The sequence below is a fragment of the Streptomyces sp. NPDC060002 genome, from assembly GCF_042737245.1.
Taxonomy (GTDB): Bacteria; Actinomycetota; Actinomycetes; order Streptomycetales; family Streptomycetaceae; genus Streptomyces.
The window spans coordinates 14,983-36,191 of sequence record NZ_JBHWUW010000044.1 but is presented as its reverse complement, the minus strand read 5'-3'; the positions used below and the strand labels follow the sequence as shown (position 1 = coordinate 36,191).

Sequence of the window (21,209 nt, the reverse complement as noted above, 5' to 3'; positions counted from 1 at the left end):
GTCCGGGATCACATCGGGAGCCCGCTCCCGATCAGGCGAGCGCGACCAGATCCGCGTAGTCGGAACCCCAGAGGTCCTCGACGCCGTCGGGCAGCAGGATGATCCGCTCGGGCTGGAGCGCCTCCACGGCACCCTCGTCGTGGGTGACGAGGACGACCGCGCCCTTGTAGGTGCGCAGCGCGCCGAGGATCTCCTGGCGGCTGGCCGGGTCGAGGTTGTTGGTGGGCTCGTCGAGCAGCAGCACGTTGGCCGAGGAGACCACGAGGGTGGCGAGGGCCAGCCGGGTCTTCTCGCCGCCGGAGAGCACGCCGGCGGGCTTGTCGACGTCGTCGCCGGAGAACAGGAACGAGCCGAGCGTCTTGCGCACCTCGACCAGATCCAGGTCGGGGGCGGCGGAACGCATGTTCTCCAGGACCGTGCGCTCCGGGTCGAGGGTCTCGTGCTCCTGCGCGTAGTAGCCGAGCTTGAGTCCGTGGCCTGCGACGACCTCGCCGGTGTCGGGCTGCTCCGCACCCCCGAGCAGACGCAGCAGGGTGGTCTTGCCCGCGCCGTTCAGACCGAGGATGACGACCCGGGAACCCTTGTCGATGGCCAGGTCGACGTCGGTGAAGATCTCCAGCGAGCCATAGGACTTCGACAGGCCCTCGGCCATCAGCGGCGTCTTGCCGCAGGGCGCGGGCTCGGGGAAGCGGAGCTTGGCGACCTTGTCGGACTGGCGGACCGCCTCCAGGCCGGAGAGCAGCTTGTCGGCGCGGCGGGCCATGTTCTGCGCGGCGACCGTCTTGGTGGCCTTGGCGCGCATCTTGTCGGCCTGCGAATGCAGCGCGGCGGCCTTCTTCTCGGCGTTCTGGCGCTCCCGCTTGCGGCGCTTCTCGTCGGACTCGCGCTGCTGCTGGTAGAGCCGCCAGCCCATGTTGTAGACGTCGATCTGGGAGCGGTTGGCGTCCAGGTAGAAGACCTTGTTGACGACCGTCTCGACCAGGTCGACATCGTGGCTGATGACGATGAAGCCGCCGCGGTAGGTCTTGAGGTAGTCGCGCAGCCAGACGATCGAGTCGGCGTCGAGGTGGTTCGTCGGCTCGTCGAGGAGCAGCGTGTCCGCGTCGGAGAACAGGATGCGGGCCAGCTCGACCCGGCGCCGCTGACCGCCGGAGAGCGTGTGCAGGGGCTGGCCGAGCACCCGGTCGGGCAGGTTGAGCGCGGCGGCGATGGTGGACGCCTCGGCCTCGGCGGAGTACCCCCCCTTGGTGAGGAACTCCGTCTCCTGGCGCTCGTACTGGCGCATCGCCTTGTCGCGGGTGGCGCCCGAGCCGTTCGCGATCCGCTGTTCGTTCTCGCGCATCTTGCGGATCAGGATGTCCAGGCCGCGCGCGGAGAGGATGCGGTCGCGGGCGAGGACGTCGAGGTCGCCGGTGCGGGGGTCCTGCGGGAGGTAGCCGACCTCGCCGGAGCGGGTGACCTGGCCGGCGGCCGGGATGCCCTCGCCGGCCAGGACCTTGGTCAGCGTGGTCTTGCCGGCGCCGTTGCGCCCGACCAGACCGATGCGGTCACCCTTGGCCACGCGGAAGGAGGCGTTCTCGATGAGGATGCGGGCACCGGCGCGCAGCTCGATGCCGGAGGCGGAGATCACGGACAGACTCCAGTGCGGGGGTCGTTGGCGGGATGGGCGGCCGAGGACGTTCCCGCCGTCTAATGCGCGAGGAGAATGGCCATGAGGGCCAGTCTAACGGGACCGTGCAAGCATTTTTTCTGGGTCCAGGTGTTCGATCTCTGCGCGCTGCCGCCGGATCTTCCTCCCGGGGGCGTTGTCAGTGGCGGGTGCCAGACTGGGCAGCGGGTGACGAATCCGGCATGGATCACAAGGGAGTGATCGGTATGGCAGGCACGAGCAGTGGGCGGCCCAGCATCTATCCGACGGTGCTGTACACCGACGCGAAGGCGGCGATCCGGCAGCTCACGGAGGCCCTGGGGTTCACGGAGCTGTCCGTCTACGAGGGCGAGGACGGCTCGGTCATGCACGCCGAGCTGGTGCAGGGCAACGGCGCGGTGATGCTCGGCTCGAAGGGGCGCGGCGGGGTCTTCGACACGGCGATGAAGGACGCGGGCCCGACCGGGGTGTACGTCGTGGTGGACGACGTCGACGCACACCACCGGCGGGCCGTGGAGCACGGCGCGGAGATCCTGATGCCCCCGACGGACCAGGACTACGGCTCCCGGGACTACATGGCCCGCGATCTCGAGGGCAACCTCTGGAGCTTCGGCACGTACGCGCCCGAGACACAGGGCTGAGGGCCCCGGCGGAACCTTCGGAGTCCGGCCCGCGCGGAGCCCGTGCCGGACTCGTTCAGCTGCCCCCGGTGTGCACCTGGAAGGCGGCCCGGCGGACGGCCTTGGCCAGCGCCGGGTCGGGGTGCGCGGCGGCGAGCGCCACCAGCACCTGCACGGTGCGCGGATGCCCGACGGCGCGCACCTCGGTCAGCAGGGCCGGGACGGTCGGCTGGAGCGCGGACTCCAGGTGACGTACGAGCATCGGCGCCTCCCCGTGGTCGGCGACGGCCGCTGCGGTGTCGACCCACAGCCAGGTGGCCTCCTGCCGGGTGAGCACCTCGTGGGCGTCCTCCGGGTCGACGCCGTCGTGCTCGGCGAGCCACAGCAGCGCGTACGGCCGCAGGGCCGGTTCGTCGACGACCGCGCGGACGTCGGGCTCGGCGGGGGCGCCGACGACGCGCAGCGCCTCGAAGGCGAGGCCGCGCAGCAGGGCGTCGTCGCCCCGGGCGGCGAACAGCAGCTCGGCGACGGCGCTGCCGACGGTCCGGGCGGCGAGCCAGGCGCGGTACTCGGCGCGGGCCGCGTTCGGGCGCAGCTGGGCGCAGCCGCGGAGCATCGCCTCGGCCGACTGCTCGATGTTGCCGGCGGGGCTCTGCGCGGCGACGCAGATCTGCTCCAGCTTGACCCAGACCGCCCAGCTGCCCAGCGGCGTGAGCGTGGCCTGGCCGGCTCCGCAGGTCAGGGCGCCCACGGCGGCGAGGGCGTGCAGGGACCAGTCGAGGAGCGGGGCGAGTTCGGCGTCCTGCGCGGGCTCCGCCGGGTCGGCGTCGGCGGAGAGGAGGACGGGGGCGATGGGGGTCGGGGGTTCCGAGCCGGCGCCGTAGGGCACCTCGCAGCGCTCGGTGCGCAGTTCGGTGACCCGCTGGCGCAGCAGGTCCAGGAGCTGGTCCACGGGGACGGGTCCGGCGGAGAGCTGGAGGAAGGAGAGCACCTGGGGCATGGCCGAGACGACCTCGGCGACGGCGGCGGGCTCCTGGTCCCCGGGTTCCGGGGAGGCCAGCGACCAGGCGTCGAACAGGGCGACCCAGCCGCGCAGGACGGCGCTGTCGTCGCGGTTCCAGGCGCGCAGCCGCCAGCCGGGACGGGCGCTGTCGCCGTGCACCTCGACGAGGCCGGCCAGGCGGGCGGTGTCCCAGTCGGCGCGGATCCGGTCCGTGGTCAGGCCCAGATCACTGGCGGCCCGTTCGGCGGTCGCGTCGGAGAGGGTGGCCTTGCCGTCGGTCGTGGCGGCGTCTCGGCCGGGGCCGAGGGCGTTGTCGGCCCAGCGGGCGACCCGGGCCGCGGCGGCCAGTCCGGAGCGCGCCATTCTGGCCAGCTCCGCGGGGGCCGGGGTGCCCTCCGGCGGGCGGGGTGCGGGGCGGCGCGGGCGCCGCTCGTTCACAGCTGAGGGGGCGGCGGCCAGGGGTCGCGGGCGGACGAGTCGAAGCCTGGAGTCGCGCGGGATACGGGACGTCACGGGTGCAGTCTTCCGGTTGACGGTCCGAAAACCCAAACGGAATGTCACGGCAGGCTATGGGACTGGCCAAGGCACGGGGTTCCGTGACGGGCGGGGAGGCGCCTTCAGGCCAGTGGTACGGGCTTAAACGGAACCAGCGGCACCGGTCCGGCCGCCCTGTCGGGGCGCACCGCGCGGGTCCTGTCAGCGGGTCCTGTCAGCGGGTCCGTCAGCGGGTCCTGTCAGCGGGTCCGTCAGCGGGTCACGTCAGTGGGTCACACCAGCGGTCACGTCAGTGGGTCACATCAGCGGCGTCAGAAAGCGGCGCAGGGCCTCCTCGTAGGCCGCGGGGTCGGGGTTCCACATGGCGCCGTGCGGGGCGTGCGGGACGGTGTGCAGGGTGACCAGCTCGGGGCGCAGGGCCGCGAGGCGGCGGGAGGCGCCCCAGGGGGCGACGGTGTCGTCGGGGCCGTGCAGGACGAGGGTCGGGACCCTCAGCCGGTCCGGATCGGCGGCCGCGTCCCCGTGGCCGCCGTGGCCGGCGTGCAGCCCGGTGCGGCCCTCGGCGGCACGGACGGCGAGCGGCAGCAGCACGCCCGGGGTGCGCCGGGCGGCGGCGAGGGCGCGCACCGTCGTCCGCCAGTCGAGGACCGGGGAGTCCAGCACCAGCCCGGAGACGAGGTCGCGCAGCCCCGAGTCGGCGGCGGCCCTCAGGGCCATGGTCGCGCCGGTGGACCAGCCGATGAGGACGACGCGTTCGGCGCCGTAGCGCACGGCGTACCGCATCGCCGCGTCCAGGTCGCGCCACTCGGTCTCGCCGAGGTGGTTCAGGCCGTCCGGGGAGCGGGGCGCGCCGAGGTCACCGCGATGGGCGAGGGCGAGGACGGGGAAGCGGCGGCGGTGCAGGAAGCCCATGAGGTTCAGGGCGTGTTCCCGGGTGGTGCCCAGACCGTGCACGGCGATCACCCAGGTGCGGCGCGGGCCGGGCACGAACCAGGCGGGCAGGTTGCCCAGTTCGCCGGGGACGTCGATGTCGGCGTGGTCGAGACCGAGGGCACTGCTCGGGTTGCCGACATGGAGATTGGGGGTGAGCCAGACCGCGTCGCCGGGGCTCAGGCTGCCGTGGGTGACCCGCTCCAGTCGGCGTACGACGGTGTCGGCGGAGTGCGGGGCGGTGGGCAGGACGGGACCCACGACCGCGTGGGAGCCGTTGCCGGCGAGGCCGTAGGTGCCGGGGCGCAGCGCGGCCAGATCACGGGTGAGGGTGATCCGGCCGGCGGCCGTGCCGTGCACGGTGAGCCGGGGTTCGGTGGGCAGGGGCCGGCCGGGCGGCGCCTTCAGAGCGGCGTCGCTGGCCAGCCGGCCGGCGGCGACACTGGCGGCGCCGGCGGCCAGGGCTGCGGTGACGGCGGCGGCCGTCGCTTTGACAGTGCGCACCCGTCCAGTGTCCTGGCCCGCCTCCCTCCCGGCCAGTGGTGGAGCCGGTCGGGGGACGGCGGGTCACTCCCGCTGCCCGTACCCACGCAGTCGCTCGCCCGCCTCCGCGACCTGTTCCTCCGTCAGGAGCGCCGGGTTCAGGCCGGGAACGGACGAGGCCGTGAGCCACAGGCGGCACATCCACTCCAGTTGGGCCGTACGGTCGTAGGCCTGGTCGAGGGTGGCGCCGTGGGTGAGGGTGCCGTGGTTCTGGAGGAGACAGCCGCTTCGGTCGACGAGGGCGCCGAGCATGTTCTCGGCCAACTCCTCGGTGCCGTAAGTCGCATAGGCGGCGACCCGGACGGGTCCGCCGAGCGCGCCCGCCATGTAGTGGACGCGGGGAAGCTCGGTGACGAGGGTCGAGACTGCGGTCGCGTGCACGGCGTGGGTGTGGACGACCGCCCCGGCGTCCGTGGTGCGGTAGACGGCGAGGTGCATGGGCAGCTCGCTCGTCGGGCGCAGGGTGCCGAGCACCTGCCGGCCGGCGAGGTCGACGCCCGTGACGTCGTCGGGGGTGAGCCGCTCGTAGGGCACGCCCGACGGTGTGACCAGCACGGTGTCGCCGACGCGTACGGAGACGTTGCCGGAGGTGCCGACGACCAGCCCGTCGGTCACGGTGCGGCGGGCCGTCGTCACGAGCGCCTCCCAGGCCCGCGCCTCCTCGAGGACGGCATGCCTCCCCCGCCGCTCCGCCATGTCCTGTACGCCGTCCCGGTGGTCCCGGACGTCCCCCTGCTCGCGTCGCTGCTCAGCCATGCCGCGATCCTGCCAGGAGCCACCGGAGGCCGCCGCCGGGCGCGGGCACTGCAGAGGAGCAGGCCGCCCATTTCGTACGCAATGGCGGCGGCCGGAGCGCCGACGGCCGGACCCTGCCGCCCGCCCTCGACGTCGAGCACAACCCCTACGAGACAGGGCGCCGGTGCCACGGCCTGACCAAGGCCGCGACGGTCGCCTGGATCAGGGCCTTCAGCGACGAGGTGCACCGGATCACCGGCCGTCGCCCGGTGATCCGCACGACGACCCGCTGGTGGAATCTCTGCACGGGCGGCAGCGGCGCCTTCGCCGCGGATCACGCCCTGTGGATCGCACGCTACCGGCCGTCCGACGCCGGAACACCGCCCGCCGGATGGCCGACGTGGACCTTCTGGCAGTACGCCGACAGCGGCAGCCTGCCGGGTGACCAGAATCTCTTCCACGGCTCCGAGACGCAGCTGCGCAGGTTCGCCGAGGACGGGTGACCGTACGGCGCTTGGGACCCGCCCCCGCGCCGCGACGGGACGCCGCCCCGACCCCCTCACACAGACACCCGGAAGCCCTGCCCAGTTCATCTTCCGTTCACCCAGATTGCTTACGGTCAACGCGCCAATGACTTCGAACGATTGCCTGGGTAAATGGAAAACTTCTCGCTGATCCTCGCGATTGTGGTCGTCACCGCACTCGCGTTCGATTTCACGAACGGTTTCCACGACACCGCCAACGCGATGGCCACCACCATCTCGACCGGTGCACTCAAGCCCAAGGTTGCGGTGGCCATGTCCGCCGCGCTCAACCTTGTGGGAGCTTTCCTCTCGGTGGAGGTCGCCAACACGATCTCCAAGGGTCTCGTCGACGAGACCGGCATCCGTCCCGAGGTCATCTTCGCCGCCCTGGTCGGCGCGATCCTCTGGAACCTCCTGACCTGGCTGGTGGGCCTGCCCTCCAGTTCCTCGCACGCACTGATGGGCGGTCTGATCGGCGCCACCATCGCCTCCGCCGGCATGGGCGCGGTGCACGGTGACGCCCTGGTCACCAAGGTGCTGATCCCGGCGATCGCGGCACCGATCGTCGCGGGCGTCGCCGCGATGCTCGCGACCCGCCTCTCCTACACCCTCGGCAAGAAGGCCGACGGCAAGGCCGCGGCCAAGGGCTACCGCGCGGGCCAGATCGCCTCGGCCGGCCTGGTCTCCCTCGCCCATGGCACCAACGACGCGCAGAAGACGATGGGCATCATCACCCTGGCCCTGGTGGCCGGCGGTGCCGTGGCCCCCGACTCCGACCCGCCCACCTGGGTCATCCTCTCCGCCGGCCTGGCCATCGCGCTCGGCACCTACCTCGGCGGCTGGCGGATCATCCGCACCATGGGCAAGGGCCTGACCGACCTCCAGCCGCAGCAGGGCTTCGCCGCCCAGACCAGCGCGGCCACGGTCATCCTGGCCTCCTCCCACCTCGGCTTCTCCCTCTCCACCACCCACTCGGTCTCCGGTGCGGTGATGGGCGCGGGACTGGGCCGCAAGGGCGGTGTGGTCCGCTGGTCGACGGCGACCCGGATGTTCGTCGCGTGGGGCCTGACGCTCCCGGCCGCGGCCCTGGTGGGCGCGCTCGCCGAGGCCGTCACCGGCCTGGGCGACTGGGGCACGGCCGTCGTCGCGGTCTTCCTGATCGCCTCCAGCGCGGCCATCTGGAAGGTCTCCCGGCGCGAGGTCGTCGACGCCTCGAACGTCAACGAGCCCGAGGAGCCCGCGGGCGTCGTCACGACGGCGATCGCCGCCGTCACCCCGCCGCCCACGGGCACCCTGGCCGAGGACCTCACGGCCGGCCGCACGACGGACCTGACGGCCACGATCCCCGGCCCGGCCGCAGAGCCCGCGACCCCCGCCGCTCCCCCGGCCGCGGCCGTCTGAGCCCGCGCACCCGGCACGAAGGAAGAGAAGCAGCATGAAGATCGACTGGGCAGCCCTGGGCTCCGTGTTCGGCGTCAGCCTCGTGATCACCGTAGGCCTCGTCGCCCTGTTCACCCTCGGAATCATGGGCCTGTCGCGGCAGGAACGCGCGTCGGCGCAGGGCGACTCGGCCACCCTCGCGGTGACCGGCGCGTACGCGTGCTTCGCGGCCTGCGCGGCGGCGGTGGCGTACGGGATCTCACTGATCGTCGCCTGACGCACCATCCGAACACCCCTGGGGTGCGGGACGGATCACCGTCCCGCACCCCTTGGCGTTCGTGGCATCGCCGACCGGCCCTGTGTGGGGTTCTGCACACTCCAGCCTCGCAGGTCAACAGCAAGTTGACGGGTCCTGCGGGCCGTGGTGGACTGCCCGAGCCATGTACGGCGGCAGAAGAGGAAGCCGGTGCGAATCCGGCGCGGTCCCGCCACTGTCACCGGGGTAGAAACCCCCGGGAGCCAGGAACTCTCGCCGCCGGTCTCGTCGAACCAGGGCGTGGACACCCTGAGTGAGGACATATCGCCATGCTCGCTCGGCCGTTGAGGTACAGCACCAGGTCGCTCCCCGACCCCACGGCCGGCTGAGCCGATGCGTGCCGATCGCCTCTACGCGTACGGCGCCGCCACCGGCCTTCTGGGCGACCTGCTGCTCGGCGATCCACGCCGGGGGCATCCGGTCGCCGCGTTCGGGCGGGTCGCCGGTGCCGTCGAGCGACTGCTGTGGCGGGACCACCGAGGACAGGGCGCCCTCCACGCCGTCGTGTGCGCGGGCGGGGCCGTGGCCCTGGGAGCCGTCGCCGAGCAGGCCGTACGCCGTTCCCCCGCCGCTTCCGTCGCTCTGGTCTCCGCCGCCACCTGGGCCGTGGTCGGGGGCAGTTCCCTGGTCCGGGAGGCCCGGGCCATCGGGCGGGCGCTCGAAGCGGGGGACGTCGAGGCCGCCCGGGAGCGGCTGCCGCGTCTGTGCGGGCGGGATCCGCACGCACTGGACGCCGACGGGATCGCCCGGGCCGTCGTGGAGTCCGTCGCCGAGAACACCTCCGACGCCGTCGTGGGGGCGCTCGTGTGGGGGGCCGTGGGCGGGGTGCCGGGCCTGGTCGGGTTCCGGGCCGTCAACACCCTGGACGCCATGGTCGGTCACCGGTCGCCGAGGTATCTGCGGTACGGCTGGGCCGCCGCCCGCCTCGACGACGTCGCCGGATGGCCGGGAGCCCGGCTGACCGCCGTCCTCGCCGCCGTCGCGGGGGACGATCCCCGGGGCGCCCTGCGGGCCTGGCGGGCCGACGCCCGCAAGCATCCGAGCCCCAACGCCGGTCCGGTGGAGGCGTCGTTCGCGGGCGCCCTCGGGGTGCGGCTGGGCGGGACCCTGTCGTACGCCGGCCGGGTCGAGCACCGGCCCGTGCTGAACGGCGCGGCCGGGCGGCCCGTCGTCGCCCGGGACATCGAACGTGCCGCGTGGCTCTCCCGCCGCGTCGCTCTGCTCGCGCTCGGCGTGACCGTCGCCGCGCGCGTCGTCGCCACGAGCGTCGTCGCGTGGAACCAGAGCAACCGGAGCAACCAGCCGAAGGGGCGTACGACATGAGCGGGGGTCTGGGCGGGGGACTCCTCGTCGCCGGCACCACCTCCGACGCCGGCAAGAGCGTCGTCACGGCCGGGATCTGCCGGTGGCTGGTGCGGCAGGGGGTGAAGGTCGCGCCCTTCAAGGCGCAGAACATGTCCCTCAACTCGTTCGTGACGACGGAGGGCGCCGAGATCGGGCGGGCGCAGGCCATGCAGGCCCAGGCCTGCCGGGTGGAGCCGACCACGCTGATGAACCCCGTGCTGCTCAAGCCGGGCGGTGAACAGAGCAGCCAGGTCGTGCTGCTCGGGAAGCCGGTGGGCGAGATGAGCGCCCGTGGGTATCACGGGGGACGGCAGCAGAAACTCCTCGGAACCGTTCTCGACTGCCTCGCCGAGTTGCGGGGCACGTATGACGCGGTGATCTGTGAGGGGGCGGGCAGTCCGGCCGAGATCAATCTGCGGCGGACCGACATCGTGAACATGGGGATCGCGCGGGGCGCGCGGCTGCCCGTGCTCGTCGTCGGCGACATCGACCGCGGCGGCGTCTTCGCCTCCTTCTTCGGCACCGTCGCCCTGCTCTCGCCCGAGGACCAGGAGCTGGTCGCCGGGTTCCTGGTCAACAAGTTCCGGGGGGACGTCTCCCTGCTGGAGCCGGGCCTGGACATGCTGCACGGGCTCACCGGGCGGCGGACGTACGGCGTGCTGCCGTTCCGGCACGGGCTCGGGATCGACGAGGAGGACGGGCTGAGGGTCTCGCTGCGGGGAACCGTGCGGGAGTCGAACACCGCCCCGCCCGTCGGCGAGGACGTGCTGCGGGTCGCCGTCTGCGCCGTCCCCCTCATGTCCAACTTCACGGACGTGGACGCGCTGGCCGCCGAACCCGGCGTCGTCGTGCGGTTCGTGGACCGGCCCGAGGAACTGGCCGACGCCGACCTGGTGGTGATTCCGGGGACCCGGGGGACCGTGCGCGCCCTGGAGTGGCTGCGGGAGCGGGGGCTCGCGCAGGCCATCCTCCGCAGGGCCGCCGAGCGGCGGCCCGTCCTCGGTGTCTGCGGGGGTTTCCAGATCCTCGGCGAACACATCGAGGACGAGGTCGAGAGCCGGCTCGGACACGTGGAGGGGCTCGGAGTCCTTCCCGTCCGGGTTCGGTTCGCCCGCGAGAAGACCCTCACCCGGCCGGTCGGGGAAGCCCTCGGCGAGCGGGTCGAGGGGTACGAGATCCATCACGGGGTCGCCGACGTCACCGGCGGGGAGCCGTTCATCTCCGATGACGAGGGGCACAGCCTCGACGGCTGCCGGGTCGGCCAGACCTGGGGCACGCACTGGCACGGCTCACTGGAGTCCGACGGATTCCGGCGGGCCTTCCTGCGCGAGGTGGCGGCCGCCGCGGGCCGTCGTTTCGTGCCCGCCGCCGACACCTCGTTCGCCGGGCTGCGCGAGGAGCAGCTCGACCGGCTCGGCGACCTGATCGAACAGCACGCGGACACCGACGCGCTCTGGCGGCTCATCGAGTCGGGCGCGCCGCAAGGACTGCCTTTCATTCCACCGGGAGCGCCCGCATGAGCACAGTGTTGTTGTTGTCGACCGCCGACACCGATCTGCTGGCGGCCCGGGCCGCTTCCGGTGCCTCGTACCGGATCGGCAACCCGACCCGGGTGGACGTCGCCGGGGAACTCCCCGCGCTCCTCGACGGCGCCGACATCGCGGTCGTCCGGCTGCTCGGCGGGAAGCGTGCCTGGGAGGACGGGCTCGCCGCGCTCAGGGCGTCCGGCGTGCCGACCGTGCTGCTGGGCGGCGAGGCCGTGCCCGACGCGGAGTTGATGGCCGAGTCGTCGGTGCCGGCCGGTGTGGTGGCGGAGGCGCTGCGGTATCTCGTCGAGGGCGGCCCGGACAACCTGACCGAGCTGGCCCGGTTCCTCTCCGACACCGTGCTGCTGACCGGTGAGGGTTTCGTCGAGCCGCAGAAGATGCCCGAGTACGGCGTCCACGGCGAGCGTGTCTTCGTCGAGGGGCGGCCGACCATCGGGGTGCTCTTCTACCGGGCGCACGAGCTGAGCGGCAACACCGCCTTCGTGGACACGCTGTGCGACGCCGTCGAGGCACGGGGCGCCAACGCCCTGCCCGTGTACTGCGGTTCGCTGCGCGGGGCGGACCCGGGGCTGTACGAGATCCTCGGACGCACCGACACCCTCGTCGCCACGGTCCTCGCCGCCGGCGGCACGCACGCCTCGCAGGCCTCGGCGGGCGGGGACGAGGAGGCCTGGGACATCGGCGCGCTCGCCGAACTCGACGTCCCCGTGCTGCAAGGACTCTGCCTCACCTCGTCGAAGAGCGTCTGGGAGGCGTCCGACGCCGCCCTCTCCCCCATGGACGCGGCGATGCAGGTCGCCATCCCGGAGTTCGACGGGCGGATCATCACCGTTCCCTTCTCCTTCAAGGAGCAGGGCCCGGACGACGTGCCGGTGTACATCGCCGATCCCGAGCGGGCCGGACGCGTCGCCGGAATCGCCGTACGGCACGCCCGGTTGCGGCACAAGCCGAACAGCGACAAGAAGCTCGCACTGGTCTTCACCGCCTACCCGACCAAGCACTCGCGGGTCGGCAACGCGGTCGGCCTCGACACCCCCGCCTCCGCCATCCGGGTGCTCGACGCGCTGCGGGACGCCGGGTACGGCGTCACGGGGCATCCGGACAACGGCGACGAGCTGATCCACCGGCTCATCAACGCCGGTGGCCACGACGTCGAATGGCTCACCGAGGAGCAGCTGGCCGCAGCGCCCGCCCGGGTGCCGCTGGCCGACTACCGGGCGTGGTTCGACAAGCTCGACCCGGGACTGCGCGACGGCATGCTCCAGGCGTGGGGCGAGCCGCCGGGCTCGCTGTACGTCGACGGGGACGACGTCGTGCTGGCCTCCCTCCAGTTCGGGAACGTCGTCGTGATGATCCAGCCGCCGCGCGGATTCGGCGAGAACCCGATCGCGATCTACCACGACCCCGACATGCCGCCGTCGCACCACTACATGGCGGCCTACCGGTGGCTGGAGAACAGTTTCGGCGCCGACGCGATCGTGCACATGGGCAAGCACGGCACGATGGAGTGGCTGCCGGGCAAGGGGCTCGGGCTGAGCGGGGGCTGTGCCCCGGACGCGGTCCTCGGGGATCTGCCGCTCGTCTACCCGTTCATCGTCAACGACCCCGGTGAGGGCACCCAGGCCAAGCGGCGCGGGCACGCCACCGTCGTCGACCACCTCGTGCCGCCGATGGCGCGCGCCGACACCTACGGCGACCTGGCCAAGCTGGAGCAGCTCCTCGACGAGTACGCGCTCGTCTCCGACCTGGATCCGACGAAGGCGCCGGCCGTGCGCGCGCAGATCTGGACGCTGGTCAAGGCTGCGGAGCTGCACAACGACCTGCACGTGGACGAGCAGCCGGGCGACGACGACTTCGACTCGTTCGTCATGCACATCGACGGCTATCTGTGCGAGATCAAGGACGTGCAGATCAGGGACGGGCTGCACATCCTCGGCGGCGGTCCGGTCGGCGAGGCGCGGGTGAACCTCGTGCTGGCCGTGCTGCGCGCCTCACAGGTGTGGGGCGGGCAGGCGAACGCGCTGCCGGGGCTGCGGGCGGCGCTGGCCGACCGTTTCGGGCTGGTCGAGAAGGAGTTGCTCGCCGAGCCGGGTGCGCCGGTGAAGGTGCCGGTCGAGCTGTCGGACCTCGTCGACGGCCCCTCCCGTACCGCCGCCGACGCCATCGACCTGCTGGAGCAGCTGTGCCGGCGGATCGCGGAGGGCGCGGAGGAGCGCGGGTGGGAGGCCGCCGGGAGCCGGGCCCTCGTGCGTGAGGTCCTGGGCACCGAACTCCCGGACGCCGTCGCGGTGCTGGAGTTCGCGTGCGCGGAGGTCGTACCGCGACTCGCGAGGACCACCGACGAGATCGGGCACATCCTCAAGGCGCTGGACGGCGGTTACGTCCCGGCCGGCCCGTCGGGCTCTCCGACGCGCGGCCTGGTCAACGTCCTGCCGACCGGGCGCAACTTCTACTCGGTCGACCCCAAGGCCATTCCCTCCAGGCTGAGTTGGGAGGTCGGGCAGGCTCTCGCGGACTCCCTCGTGCAGCGGTACCTCCAGGACACGGGCGAGTACCCGAAGTCCGTCGGCCTCACGGTGTGGGGCACGTCCGCGATGCGCACCCAGGGCGACGACATCGCCGAGATCCTGGCGCTGCTCGGCTGCCGTCCGGTGTGGGACGACGCCTCGCGCCGGGTGACGGGCTTCGAGATCGTGCCCCTGGACGAGCTTGGCCGGCCGCGCATCGACGTGACCGTCCGTATCTCCGGGTTCTTCCGGGACGCGTTCCCGCACGTGGTGGGGCTGATCGACGACGCGGTGCGGGCGGTGGCCGAGCTGGCCGAGCCCGCCGAGTCCAACTTCGTGCGCGCCCACGTGGACGAGGACTCCGCGTCGCACGGCGACCGGCGACGCGCGACGGCCCGTATCTTCGGCTCCAAGCCGGGGGCCTACGGGGCGGGGCTGCTGCCGCTGATCGACGCCCGCAACTGGCGCTCGGACGCGGACCTCGCCGAGGTGTACGCCGTCTGGGGCGGCTACGCCTACGGACGCGGGCTCGACGGGCGGGCGGCGCGCGGGGACATGGAGACGGCGTTCAAGCGGATCGCCGTCGCGGCCAAGAACGTGGACACGCGCGAGCACGACCTCGTCGACGCCGACGACTACTTCCAGTACCACGGCGGCATGGTCGCCATGGTGCGGCACCTGACGGGCGCCAACCCCGAGGCGTACGTGGGTGATTCGGCGACACCGGACCAGGTGAAGACGCGCACGCTGGGCGAGGAGACGCACCGGGTCTTCCGGGCCCGGGTGGTCAACCCGCGCTGGATGGCGGCCATGCGCCGGCACGGCTACAAGGGCGCCTTCGAGATGGCGGCGACCGTCGACTACCTCTTCGGGTACGACGCCACCGCCGGAGTCGTCGACGACTGGATGTACGAGAAACTCAGCGCCGAGTACGTCTTCGACGCGGAGAACCGGGACTTCATGAAGAAGTCCAACCCGTGGGCCCTGCGGGGCATCACCGAGCGGCTCCTCGAAGCCGCCGACCGCGGGCTGTGGGCCGAGCCGGACGCCGACACGATCGAGCGGCTGCGCGCCACCTACCTGGAGCTGGAAGGCGACCTGGAGGGCGACGAGAAGTGAGTACCCCATTCCCGTTCACGGCCGTCGTCGGCCAGGACGACCTGCGGCTCGCGCTGCTGCTGAACGCCGTCTCGCCGGCGGTGGGCGGTGTGCTGGTCCGTGGTGAGAAGGGCACCGCCAAGTCCACGGCGGTCCGCGCCCTCGCGGCGCTCATGCCCAGCCTCGACGTGGTCTGCGGCTGCCGGTTCTCCTGCGACCCCGACTCCCCCGACCCCGCCTGCCCGGACGGGCCGCACGAGCCGGGGGCCTTCGAGACCCGGCCGGCCCGGATGGTCGAGCTGCCCGTCGGCGCCTCGGAGGACCGGCTGGTCGGCGCCCTCGACATCGAGCGGGCGCTCGCCGAGGGCGTCAAGGCCTTCGAGCCGGGGCTCCTCGCCGGCGCGCACCGCGGGATCCTGTACGTCGACGAGGTCAACCTCCTCCACGACCACCTCGTCGACCTGCTGCTCGACGCGGCCGCGATGGGTGCCTCGTACGTGGAGCGCGAGGGCGTCTCCGTGCGCCACGCCGCGCGGTTCCTGCTCGTCGGGACGATGAACCCCGAGGAGGGCGAGCTGCGGCCGCAGTTGCTCGACCGGTTCGGGCTGACGGTGGAGGTGGCCGCCTCGCGCGATCCCGACCAGCGGGTGGAGGTCGTACGGCGCAGGCTCGCCCACGACGACGATCCGGCCGGTTTCGCCGAGCGGTGGGCGGACGAGGAGAGCGCCGTACGCGGGCGGATCGTGGCGGCGCGGAAGCTGTTGCCGTCGGTGCGGCTGGGCGACGGGGCGCTGCGGCAGATCGCGGCGACCTGTGCCGCCTTCGAGGTGGACGGCATGCGGGCCGACATCGTGATGGCGCGGACGGCCACGGCGCTGGCCGCCTGGGCCGGGCGGACGGACGTGCTCGCGGAGGACGTGCGGCAGGCCGCGCTGCTGGCGCTGCCGCACCGCCGGCGCCGCAACCCCTTCGACGCGCCGGGCCTCGACGAGGACAAGCTGGACGAGACGCTGGAGGAGTTCGGCGGCTCGGACGACAAGGATCCCGACCCCGACCCCGACCCCGACGGGCCCGGCGGCGGGGACGGCGGGCAGCCGCCGCAGTCCGACGGCGACGGTCCGCGGGACGACGACACCGCCGCCCGGGCCGAGACGGACGAGAGCACGCAAAGCACACAGAGCACGGAAGGCACGGAGAACGGAGAAGGCGGGGAGGGCGGGGAGCCGCGGCCCGCCGGTTCCGGTGCCGCGGAGCAGTCCGCCGTACGGGCCGCCGAGCCGTTCCGCACGAAGGTGCTGAGCGTGCCCGGGATCGGTGAGGGTGCCGCCGGACGGCGCTCACGGGCACGGACCGAGCACGGGCGGACGACGGGTGCGCGACGGCCCCGGGGAACGCTGACCAAGCTGCACCTGGCCGCGACGGTGATGGCCGCCGCACCGCACCAGCGGGAGCGGGGAAGGTCCGGGCGCGGCCTCGTCGTCCGCCGGGACGATCTGCGGCAGGCGACCCGGGAGGGGCGTGAGGGGAACCTCGTGCTGTTCGTCGTCGACGCGTCCGGGTCGATGGCGGCCCGGCAGCGGATGAGCGCGGTGAAGGGTGCCGTGCTGTCGCTGCTGCTCGACGCCTACCAGCGGCGCGACAAGGTGGGGCTCGTCAGCTTCCGGGGGACGACCGCGGACCTGGCGCTGCCGCCCACCTCGTCGGTGGACGCCGCCGCCGTACGGCTGGAGTCGCTGCCCACCGGCGGGCGGACGCCGCTCGCCGCCGGGCTGCTCAAGGCGCACGACGTGCTGCGGATCGAGCGGCTGCGGGATCCGGCGCGGCGGGCGCTGGTCGTCGTGGTGACGGACGGACGGGCCACCGGCGGCCCCGAACCGGTCGCTCTCGCCGGACGGGCGGCACGCCTGTTCGCCGCCGAGGGGATCGCGTCCGTGGTCGTCGACTGCGAGTCGGGGCCCGTCCGGCTGGGGCTCGCGGGGCAGCTCGCGGGTGAGCTGGGGGGTACCGCCGTGACGCTGGACGAGTTGCGGGCGGACTCCATCGCCGGGCTGGTCAGGGACGTGCAGGGGACTTCGAGGAGGGCCGCGTAATGCCTCAGGGACAGCCGAGTGTGGTGCCGGACGACGGGCTGACCACGCGTCAGCGACGCAACCGGCCGCTGGTCGTCGTGCACACGGGAGTCGGCAAGGGCAAGTCCACCGCCGCCTTCGGGCTGGCGCTGCGGGCCTGGAACCAGGGGTGGCCCATCGGGGTGTTCCAGTTCGTCAAGTCGGCGAAGTGGAAGGTCGGCGAGGAGAACGCGCTGCGCGTGCTGGGAGCGTCCGGGGAGGGCGGTTCCGTCGACTGGCACAAGATGGGCGAGGGGTGGTCCTGGGTCCAGCGGGACTCCCAGATGGACAACGAGGAGAAGGCCCGGGAAGGCTGGGAGCAGGTCAAGCGGGATCTCGCCGCCGAGACGTACAAGCTGTACGTGCTCGACGAGTTCGCGTATCCGATGCACTGGGGATGGGTCGACGTCGACGAGGTCGTCTCCGTGCTCCGGGACCGGCCGGGCACCCAGCATGTCGTGATCACCGGGCGCAACGCGCCGGAGAAGCTCGTCGGCCTCGCCGACCTCGTCACCGACATGTCCAAGGTCAAGCACCCGATGGACGCGGGCCAGAAGGGGCAGCGGGGTATCGAGTGGTGAAGCCGTGCTGACCTCCCCGTCCTCCGTCCCCCGGCTGGTCATCGCCGCGCCCTCCTCGGGCAGCGGCAAGACCACCGTCGCCACCGGGCTGATGGCCGCGCTCACCGCGCGGGGGCTCGCCGTGTCCCCGCACAAGGTCGGGCCGGACTACATCGACCCCGGGTACCACTCGCTCGCGACCGGGCGGACGGGACGCAACCTCGACGCGTACCTGTGCGGGCCCGAGCTGGTGGGGCCGTTGTTCGCGCATGGTGCGCACGGATGTGACATCGCCGTGGTCGAGGGGGTCATGGGGATGTTCGACGGCGCCGCCGGGGAGGGTGAGCTGGCGTCCACCGCCCAGGTGGCGAAGCTGCTGCGGGCGCCGGTCGTTCTCGTGGTCGACGCGTCGTCCCAGTCGCGGTCCGTGGCCGCGCTCGTGCACGGGTTCGCCTCCTGGGATCCCGAGGTGCGGATCGGGGGCGTGATCTTGAACAAGGTCGCTTCCGACCGGCACGAGGAGTTGCTGCGGGAGGCGCTCGAGTCGGCCGGGGTGCCGGTGCTGGGCGTGCTGCGGCGGGTGGCTCAGGTGGAGACGCCGTCCCGGCATCTGGGGCTGGTGCCGGTCGCCGAGCGGCGGGCTTCGGCGGTGGAGGCGGTTGCGGCCATGGCCGCGCAGGTTTCGCACGGGTGCGATCTCGAGGCGTTGGTCGCGCTGGCGCGGTCCGCGGGGGTCTTGTCGGGTGCGGCCTGGGACGCGGCTGAGGCGCTTGTTTCCTCGCCCCCGCCGCCCCTTCCCGCCCCGACCCCGGGGGCTGCGCCCCCACACAGGCTGGTTGGGGGCGGCCCGGCAGGCAAAGTGCGGGTTGCCGTTGCCGGGGGGCCTGCGTTCACCTTCTCCTACGCCGAGCATGCCGAATTGCTCAGCGCTGCCGGGGCCGAGGTGGTCGTGTTCGATCCGCTTCGGGACGAGGGACTTCCCGACGGGACGCGTGGGCTGGTCGTCGGGGGCGGGTTCCCCGAGGTGTACGCCGCCGAGCTGTCCGGGAACGAGGCGCTGCGCAAGGAGGTCGCCGCGCTCGCGGAGTCCGGCGCCCCGGTCGCCGCGGAGTGCGCAGGACTGCTCTACCTGTGCCGGGAACTGGACGGGCGGCCCATGTGCGGGGTGCTGGACGCCACCGCGCGGATGAGCGAGCGGCTCACGCTCGGATATCGGGACGCCGTGGCCGTGAGCGACAGTGTGCTGGCCGTGGCCGGGACGCGCATGCGGGGCCACGAGTTCCATCGGACCGTCGTCGAGCCCGGCTCGGGGGCGGCTCCCGCCTGGGGGGTGCTGGCCCCGCGGCGGGTCGAGGGTTTTGTGGAGCGCGGTGTGCACGCGAGCTATCTGCACACGCACTGGGCGTCCGAGCCCGGTGTGGCCCGTCGGTTCGTGGAGAGGTGCCGGACGTCATGAGCAGCAAGCTGGTCGGAGTCGGGGTGGGCCCCGGGGATCCGGAGCTGGTGACCGTCAAGGGTGTCAACGCGCTGCGGGCCGCCGAGGTCGTCGTCGTGCCCGTGATGGACAGCGGGGAGCGCGGGCGGGCCGAGGCCACCGTGCTGCACTACGCGCCCGCGGACAGAATCGTCCGGGTCGTCTTCGCACTCAACGAACGGACCGACCGGGCGCGGCGGGAGGCCGCCTGGGACGCCGCCGGGGAGCGGGTCGCCGAGTTGCTGCGGCAGCACGGCGTCGTCGCCTTCGCGACCATCGGCGATCCCAACGTGTACTCCACCTTCACCTACCTCGCGCAGACCATCGTGGAGTCGGTGCCGGGCGTGGTGATCGAGACCGTCCCCGGGATCACCGCCATGCAGGATCTCGCGGCACGGTCGGGTGCCGTGCTGACCGAGGGCACCGAGCCGTTGACGCTGGTGCCGGTGACCGCGGGTTCGGCCGTGCTGAAGGACGCGCTGGCCGGGCCGGGGACCGTCGTGGCCTACAAGTTCGGACGGCAGGCCGCCGAGGTCGTCGAGGCGCTGCGGGAGACCGGGCGGATCGGGGACGCCGTATGGGGGTCGGCGCTCGGGCTCGCGGAGGAGTCCATCCGGCCCGCCGGGGAGCTGGACGGCGAGCCGCTGCCCTACCTCTCCACGCTCATCGCGCCCGCGCGGCGCGAGGGCGGCCGGGGCGGCAAGCTGTGAGTCCGTCCGCCGCCCGGTCACGAGGCCAGGCCCACCACCAGCCAGATGAAGGCCGCGCCCGCGATCGTGCACAGCACGGTCGAGCGGGCGGGGTGTTCGTGGTGCGCCTCGGGAAGGATCTCGGCGGCCGCCAGGTACAGCAGCGCACCGCCGAAGAAGCCCAGATAGCTGCCGAGCACCTGCTCGGGGATGGTGACGAAGGACGTCGAGGCCGCGCCCACCACCGGTGCGGCCGCGTCCGCGAACAGCATGAACAGGGCCTTGCGGCGGGCGTTCCCGTACAGGCTCGTGATCGTGTAGGTGTTGAAGCCGTCCGCGAAGTCGTGGGCGACGACCGCGAGGGCCACGGCGGTTCCCATACCGCCGCCCACCTGAAAGGCCGCGCCGATCGCCACGCCGTCCATGGCGCTGTGGCCGACCATCGCCGCGGCCGCCGTCAGGCCGACCTCGGGGGCCCTGCCGTCGTGCTCCTCGGCGCCGTGCGCGGCCTGGCGCACCGCCAGCAGACGTTCCACCAGATGGGCCAGCAGGAAGCCGGCCACGAAGAGCAGCAGCGCGGCCGGGACGCCGAAGACCTCCGTGCCGGCCGCCTCCAGAGCCTCCGGCAGCAGATCCAGGCCGACGACGCCCAGCATCAGGCCGCCGGCCAGGCCCAGCACCAGGTGGCGGCGGTCGGTCACGCGTTGTGCCGTCCAGCCGCCGGCCAGCGTCATGAGGAACGCGCCGAGCGCGACGAAGACCGCCATAGGCCCTTGCTATCCGATCAACCACCGTTCGCGCACATCCGCGCCGCCCGCTGACGCCGGAAAACACGTACAAAGCCCGCTATGAGAGGACCCGAACCCATGGCCGATGCCCCCACCGGCAAGGTGACCTTCGTCGGTGCCGGCCCCGGCGCCGCCGACCTGCTGACGTTCCGTGCCGCGCGTGCCATCGCCGACGCCGACGTCGTGATCTGGGCCGCGAGCCTGGTCCAGGCGGAGGTTCTCGAGCACGCGCGCGAGGGCGCGGAGATCCTCGACTCGGCGACCATGTCCCTGGAGGACGTCGTCGCCGTGTACGAGCGGGCCCGCCGGGAGGGGCTGAGGGTCGCCCGCATCCACTCCGGCGACCCCGCCCTGTGGGGCGGTACGCAGGAGCAGCTCGACCGGTGCGAGGAGCTCGGCGTCGAGACCGAGATCGTGCCCGGCGTGTCCTCCTTCTCGGCCGTCGCCGCGCTCGCCCGGCGCGAGCTGACGATCCCCGAGGTCGCGCAGTCGGTCGTCCTCACCCGGCTCGGCGGCGGCAAGACGCCGATGCCGCCCGGCGAGGAGGTGCGGGAGTTCGCCCGGCACGGCACGACCATGGCGATCTTCCTGTCGGCCGCGCGCAGCGGTCAGCTGGTGCGGGAGCTGCTGGAGGGCGGCTACCCGACCGCCACCCCGGTGGTCATCGCCTATCAGGCGACCTGGCCGGAGGAGCTGGTCGTGAAGTGCACGATCGAGACGCTGGAGGCGACGGTCAAGGAGCACAAGCTCTGGAAGCACACCCTCTTCCTGGTCGGCCCGGCGCTCGACGCGCACGGCACCCGCTCGCACCTGTACCACCCCGGTCACTTCCACGGCTATCGCAAGGCCGACCCGGAGGCCCGCCGGGCGCTGCGGTCGCGGGGTGCCGGTACGTGAGCC

The 21,209-nt window shown here is 73.0% G+C and carries 16 protein-coding genes, 1 pseudogene and 1 riboswitch; of the genes and pseudogenes, 12 read left to right on the top strand and 5 right to left on the bottom strand.

The features are described from left to right. Positions 1–31 precede the first annotated feature (31 nt). A complete protein-coding gene (locus ACFWBD_RS30495) occupies positions 32–1,630 on the bottom strand; it encodes an ABC-F family ATP-binding cassette domain-containing protein (RefSeq protein ID WP_385673691.1) in 1,599 nt (532 codons plus the stop codon). A 245-nt stretch (positions 1,631–1,875) separates the two neighbouring features. On the opposite strand from ACFWBD_RS30495, the gene ACFWBD_RS30490 reads away from it, so the two are divergent. Beyond that, complete coding sequence (locus ACFWBD_RS30490) at positions 1,876–2,289, top strand: VOC family protein (protein ID WP_385673688.1); 414 nt, start codon at positions 1,876–1,878, stop codon at positions 2,287–2,289. A gap of 55 nt (positions 2,290–2,344) precedes the next feature. On the opposite strand, the gene ACFWBD_RS30485 is transcribed toward ACFWBD_RS30490, so the two are convergent. From ACFWBD_RS30485 to ACFWBD_RS30475, 3 genes are all read right to left on the bottom strand, one after another. Next, positions 2,345–3,784 (bottom strand): hypothetical protein, encoded by a 1,440-nt coding sequence (locus tag ACFWBD_RS30485; RefSeq protein ID WP_385673685.1) that lies wholly within the window; start codon positions 3,782–3,784, stop codon positions 2,345–2,347. Positions 3,785–4,063: 279 nt separating this feature from the next. Continuing rightward, positions 4,064–5,200 (bottom strand): alpha/beta hydrolase, encoded by a 1,137-nt coding sequence (locus tag ACFWBD_RS30480; RefSeq protein ID WP_385673682.1) that lies wholly within the window; start codon positions 5,198–5,200, stop codon positions 4,064–4,066. Between the two features lie 63 nt (positions 5,201–5,263). Continuing rightward, positions 5,264–5,995 carry a class II aldolase/adducin family protein gene (locus ACFWBD_RS30475; RefSeq protein ID WP_385673678.1) on the bottom strand — a complete coding sequence of 244 codons (732 nt, stop codon included), beginning with the start codon at positions 5,993–5,995 and terminating at the stop codon, positions 5,264–5,266. Between the two features lie 35 nt (positions 5,996–6,030). Between ACFWBD_RS30475 and ACFWBD_RS30470 the strand changes: the two are divergent. The 10 genes and pseudogenes from ACFWBD_RS30470 to cobI all read left to right on the top strand — a co-directional run. Beyond that, a pseudogene (locus ACFWBD_RS30470) lies at positions 6,031–6,477 on the top strand (GH25 family lysozyme); the annotation flags it as partial. A 153-nt stretch (positions 6,478–6,630) separates the two neighbouring features. Further along, positions 6,631–7,899 (top strand): anion permease, encoded by a 1,269-nt coding sequence (locus ACFWBD_RS30465; protein ID WP_385673675.1) that lies wholly within the window; start codon positions 6,631–6,633, stop codon positions 7,897–7,899. Between the two features lie 34 nt (positions 7,900–7,933). Continuing rightward, positions 7,934–8,155 carry a hypothetical protein gene (locus tag ACFWBD_RS30460; protein WP_385673673.1) on the top strand — a complete coding sequence of 74 codons (222 nt, stop codon included), beginning with the start codon at positions 7,934–7,936 and terminating at the stop codon, positions 8,153–8,155. A gap of 120 nt (positions 8,156–8,275) precedes the next feature. Next, positions 8,276–8,428, top strand: a riboswitch (cobalamin riboswitch). A gap of 99 nt (positions 8,429–8,527) precedes the next feature. Beyond that, positions 8,528–9,517 carry a cobalamin biosynthesis protein gene (locus ACFWBD_RS30455; RefSeq protein WP_385673670.1) on the top strand — a complete coding sequence of 330 codons (990 nt, stop codon included), beginning with the start codon at positions 8,528–8,530 and terminating at the stop codon, positions 9,515–9,517. After that, positions 9,514–11,058, top strand: a complete 1,545-nt coding sequence (locus tag ACFWBD_RS30450; protein ID WP_385673667.1) for a cobyric acid synthase — start codon at positions 9,514–9,516, stop codon at positions 11,056–11,058. Before ACFWBD_RS30455 ends, ACFWBD_RS30450 begins: the two co-directional genes overlap by 4 nt. Further along, the gene (gene cobN, locus ACFWBD_RS30445) at positions 11,055–14,711 is read left to right on the top strand and encodes a cobaltochelatase subunit CobN (protein ID WP_385673664.1); all 3,657 of its coding nucleotides are present in this window, start codon (positions 11,055–11,057) and stop codon (positions 14,709–14,711) included. The genes ACFWBD_RS30450 and cobN overlap by 4 nt, the downstream gene beginning before the upstream one ends. Next, positions 14,708–16,780, top strand: a complete 2,073-nt coding sequence (locus ACFWBD_RS30440) for a putative cobaltochelatase (protein ID WP_385673661.1) — start codon at positions 14,708–14,710, stop codon at positions 16,778–16,780. Before cobN ends, ACFWBD_RS30440 begins: the two co-directional genes overlap by 4 nt. Beyond that, positions 16,780–17,379, top strand: coding sequence for a cob(I)yrinic acid a,c-diamide adenosyltransferase (gene cobO / locus ACFWBD_RS30435; protein WP_385673658.1), 600 nt, complete (start codon positions 16,780–16,782; stop codon positions 17,377–17,379). The genes ACFWBD_RS30440 and cobO overlap by 1 nt, the downstream gene beginning before the upstream one ends. Before the next feature lie 4 nt (positions 17,380–17,383). Continuing rightward, the gene (locus tag ACFWBD_RS30430; RefSeq protein ID WP_385673655.1) at positions 17,384–18,814 is read left to right on the top strand and encodes a cobyrinate a,c-diamide synthase; all 1,431 of its coding nucleotides are present in this window, start codon (positions 17,384–17,386) and stop codon (positions 18,812–18,814) included. After that, complete coding sequence (gene cobI, locus ACFWBD_RS30425) at positions 18,811–19,542, top strand: precorrin-2 C(20)-methyltransferase (RefSeq protein WP_385673652.1); 732 nt, start codon at positions 18,811–18,813, stop codon at positions 19,540–19,542. The genes ACFWBD_RS30430 and cobI overlap by 4 nt, the downstream gene beginning before the upstream one ends. Before the next feature lie 17 nt (positions 19,543–19,559). Here cobI and ACFWBD_RS30420 read toward each other — a convergent pair whose 3' ends face one another. After that, positions 19,560–20,288, bottom strand: a complete 729-nt coding sequence (locus ACFWBD_RS30420; protein WP_351764552.1) for a ZIP family metal transporter — start codon at positions 20,286–20,288, stop codon at positions 19,560–19,562. 99 nt (positions 20,289–20,387) lie between these two features. Between ACFWBD_RS30420 and cobM the strand changes: the two genes are divergently transcribed. Continuing rightward, positions 20,388–21,206 carry a precorrin-4 C(11)-methyltransferase gene (cobM, locus tag ACFWBD_RS30415; protein WP_385673648.1) on the top strand — a complete coding sequence of 273 codons (819 nt, stop codon included), beginning with the start codon at positions 20,388–20,390 and terminating at the stop codon, positions 21,204–21,206. Positions 21,207–21,209 lie beyond the last annotated feature (3 nt).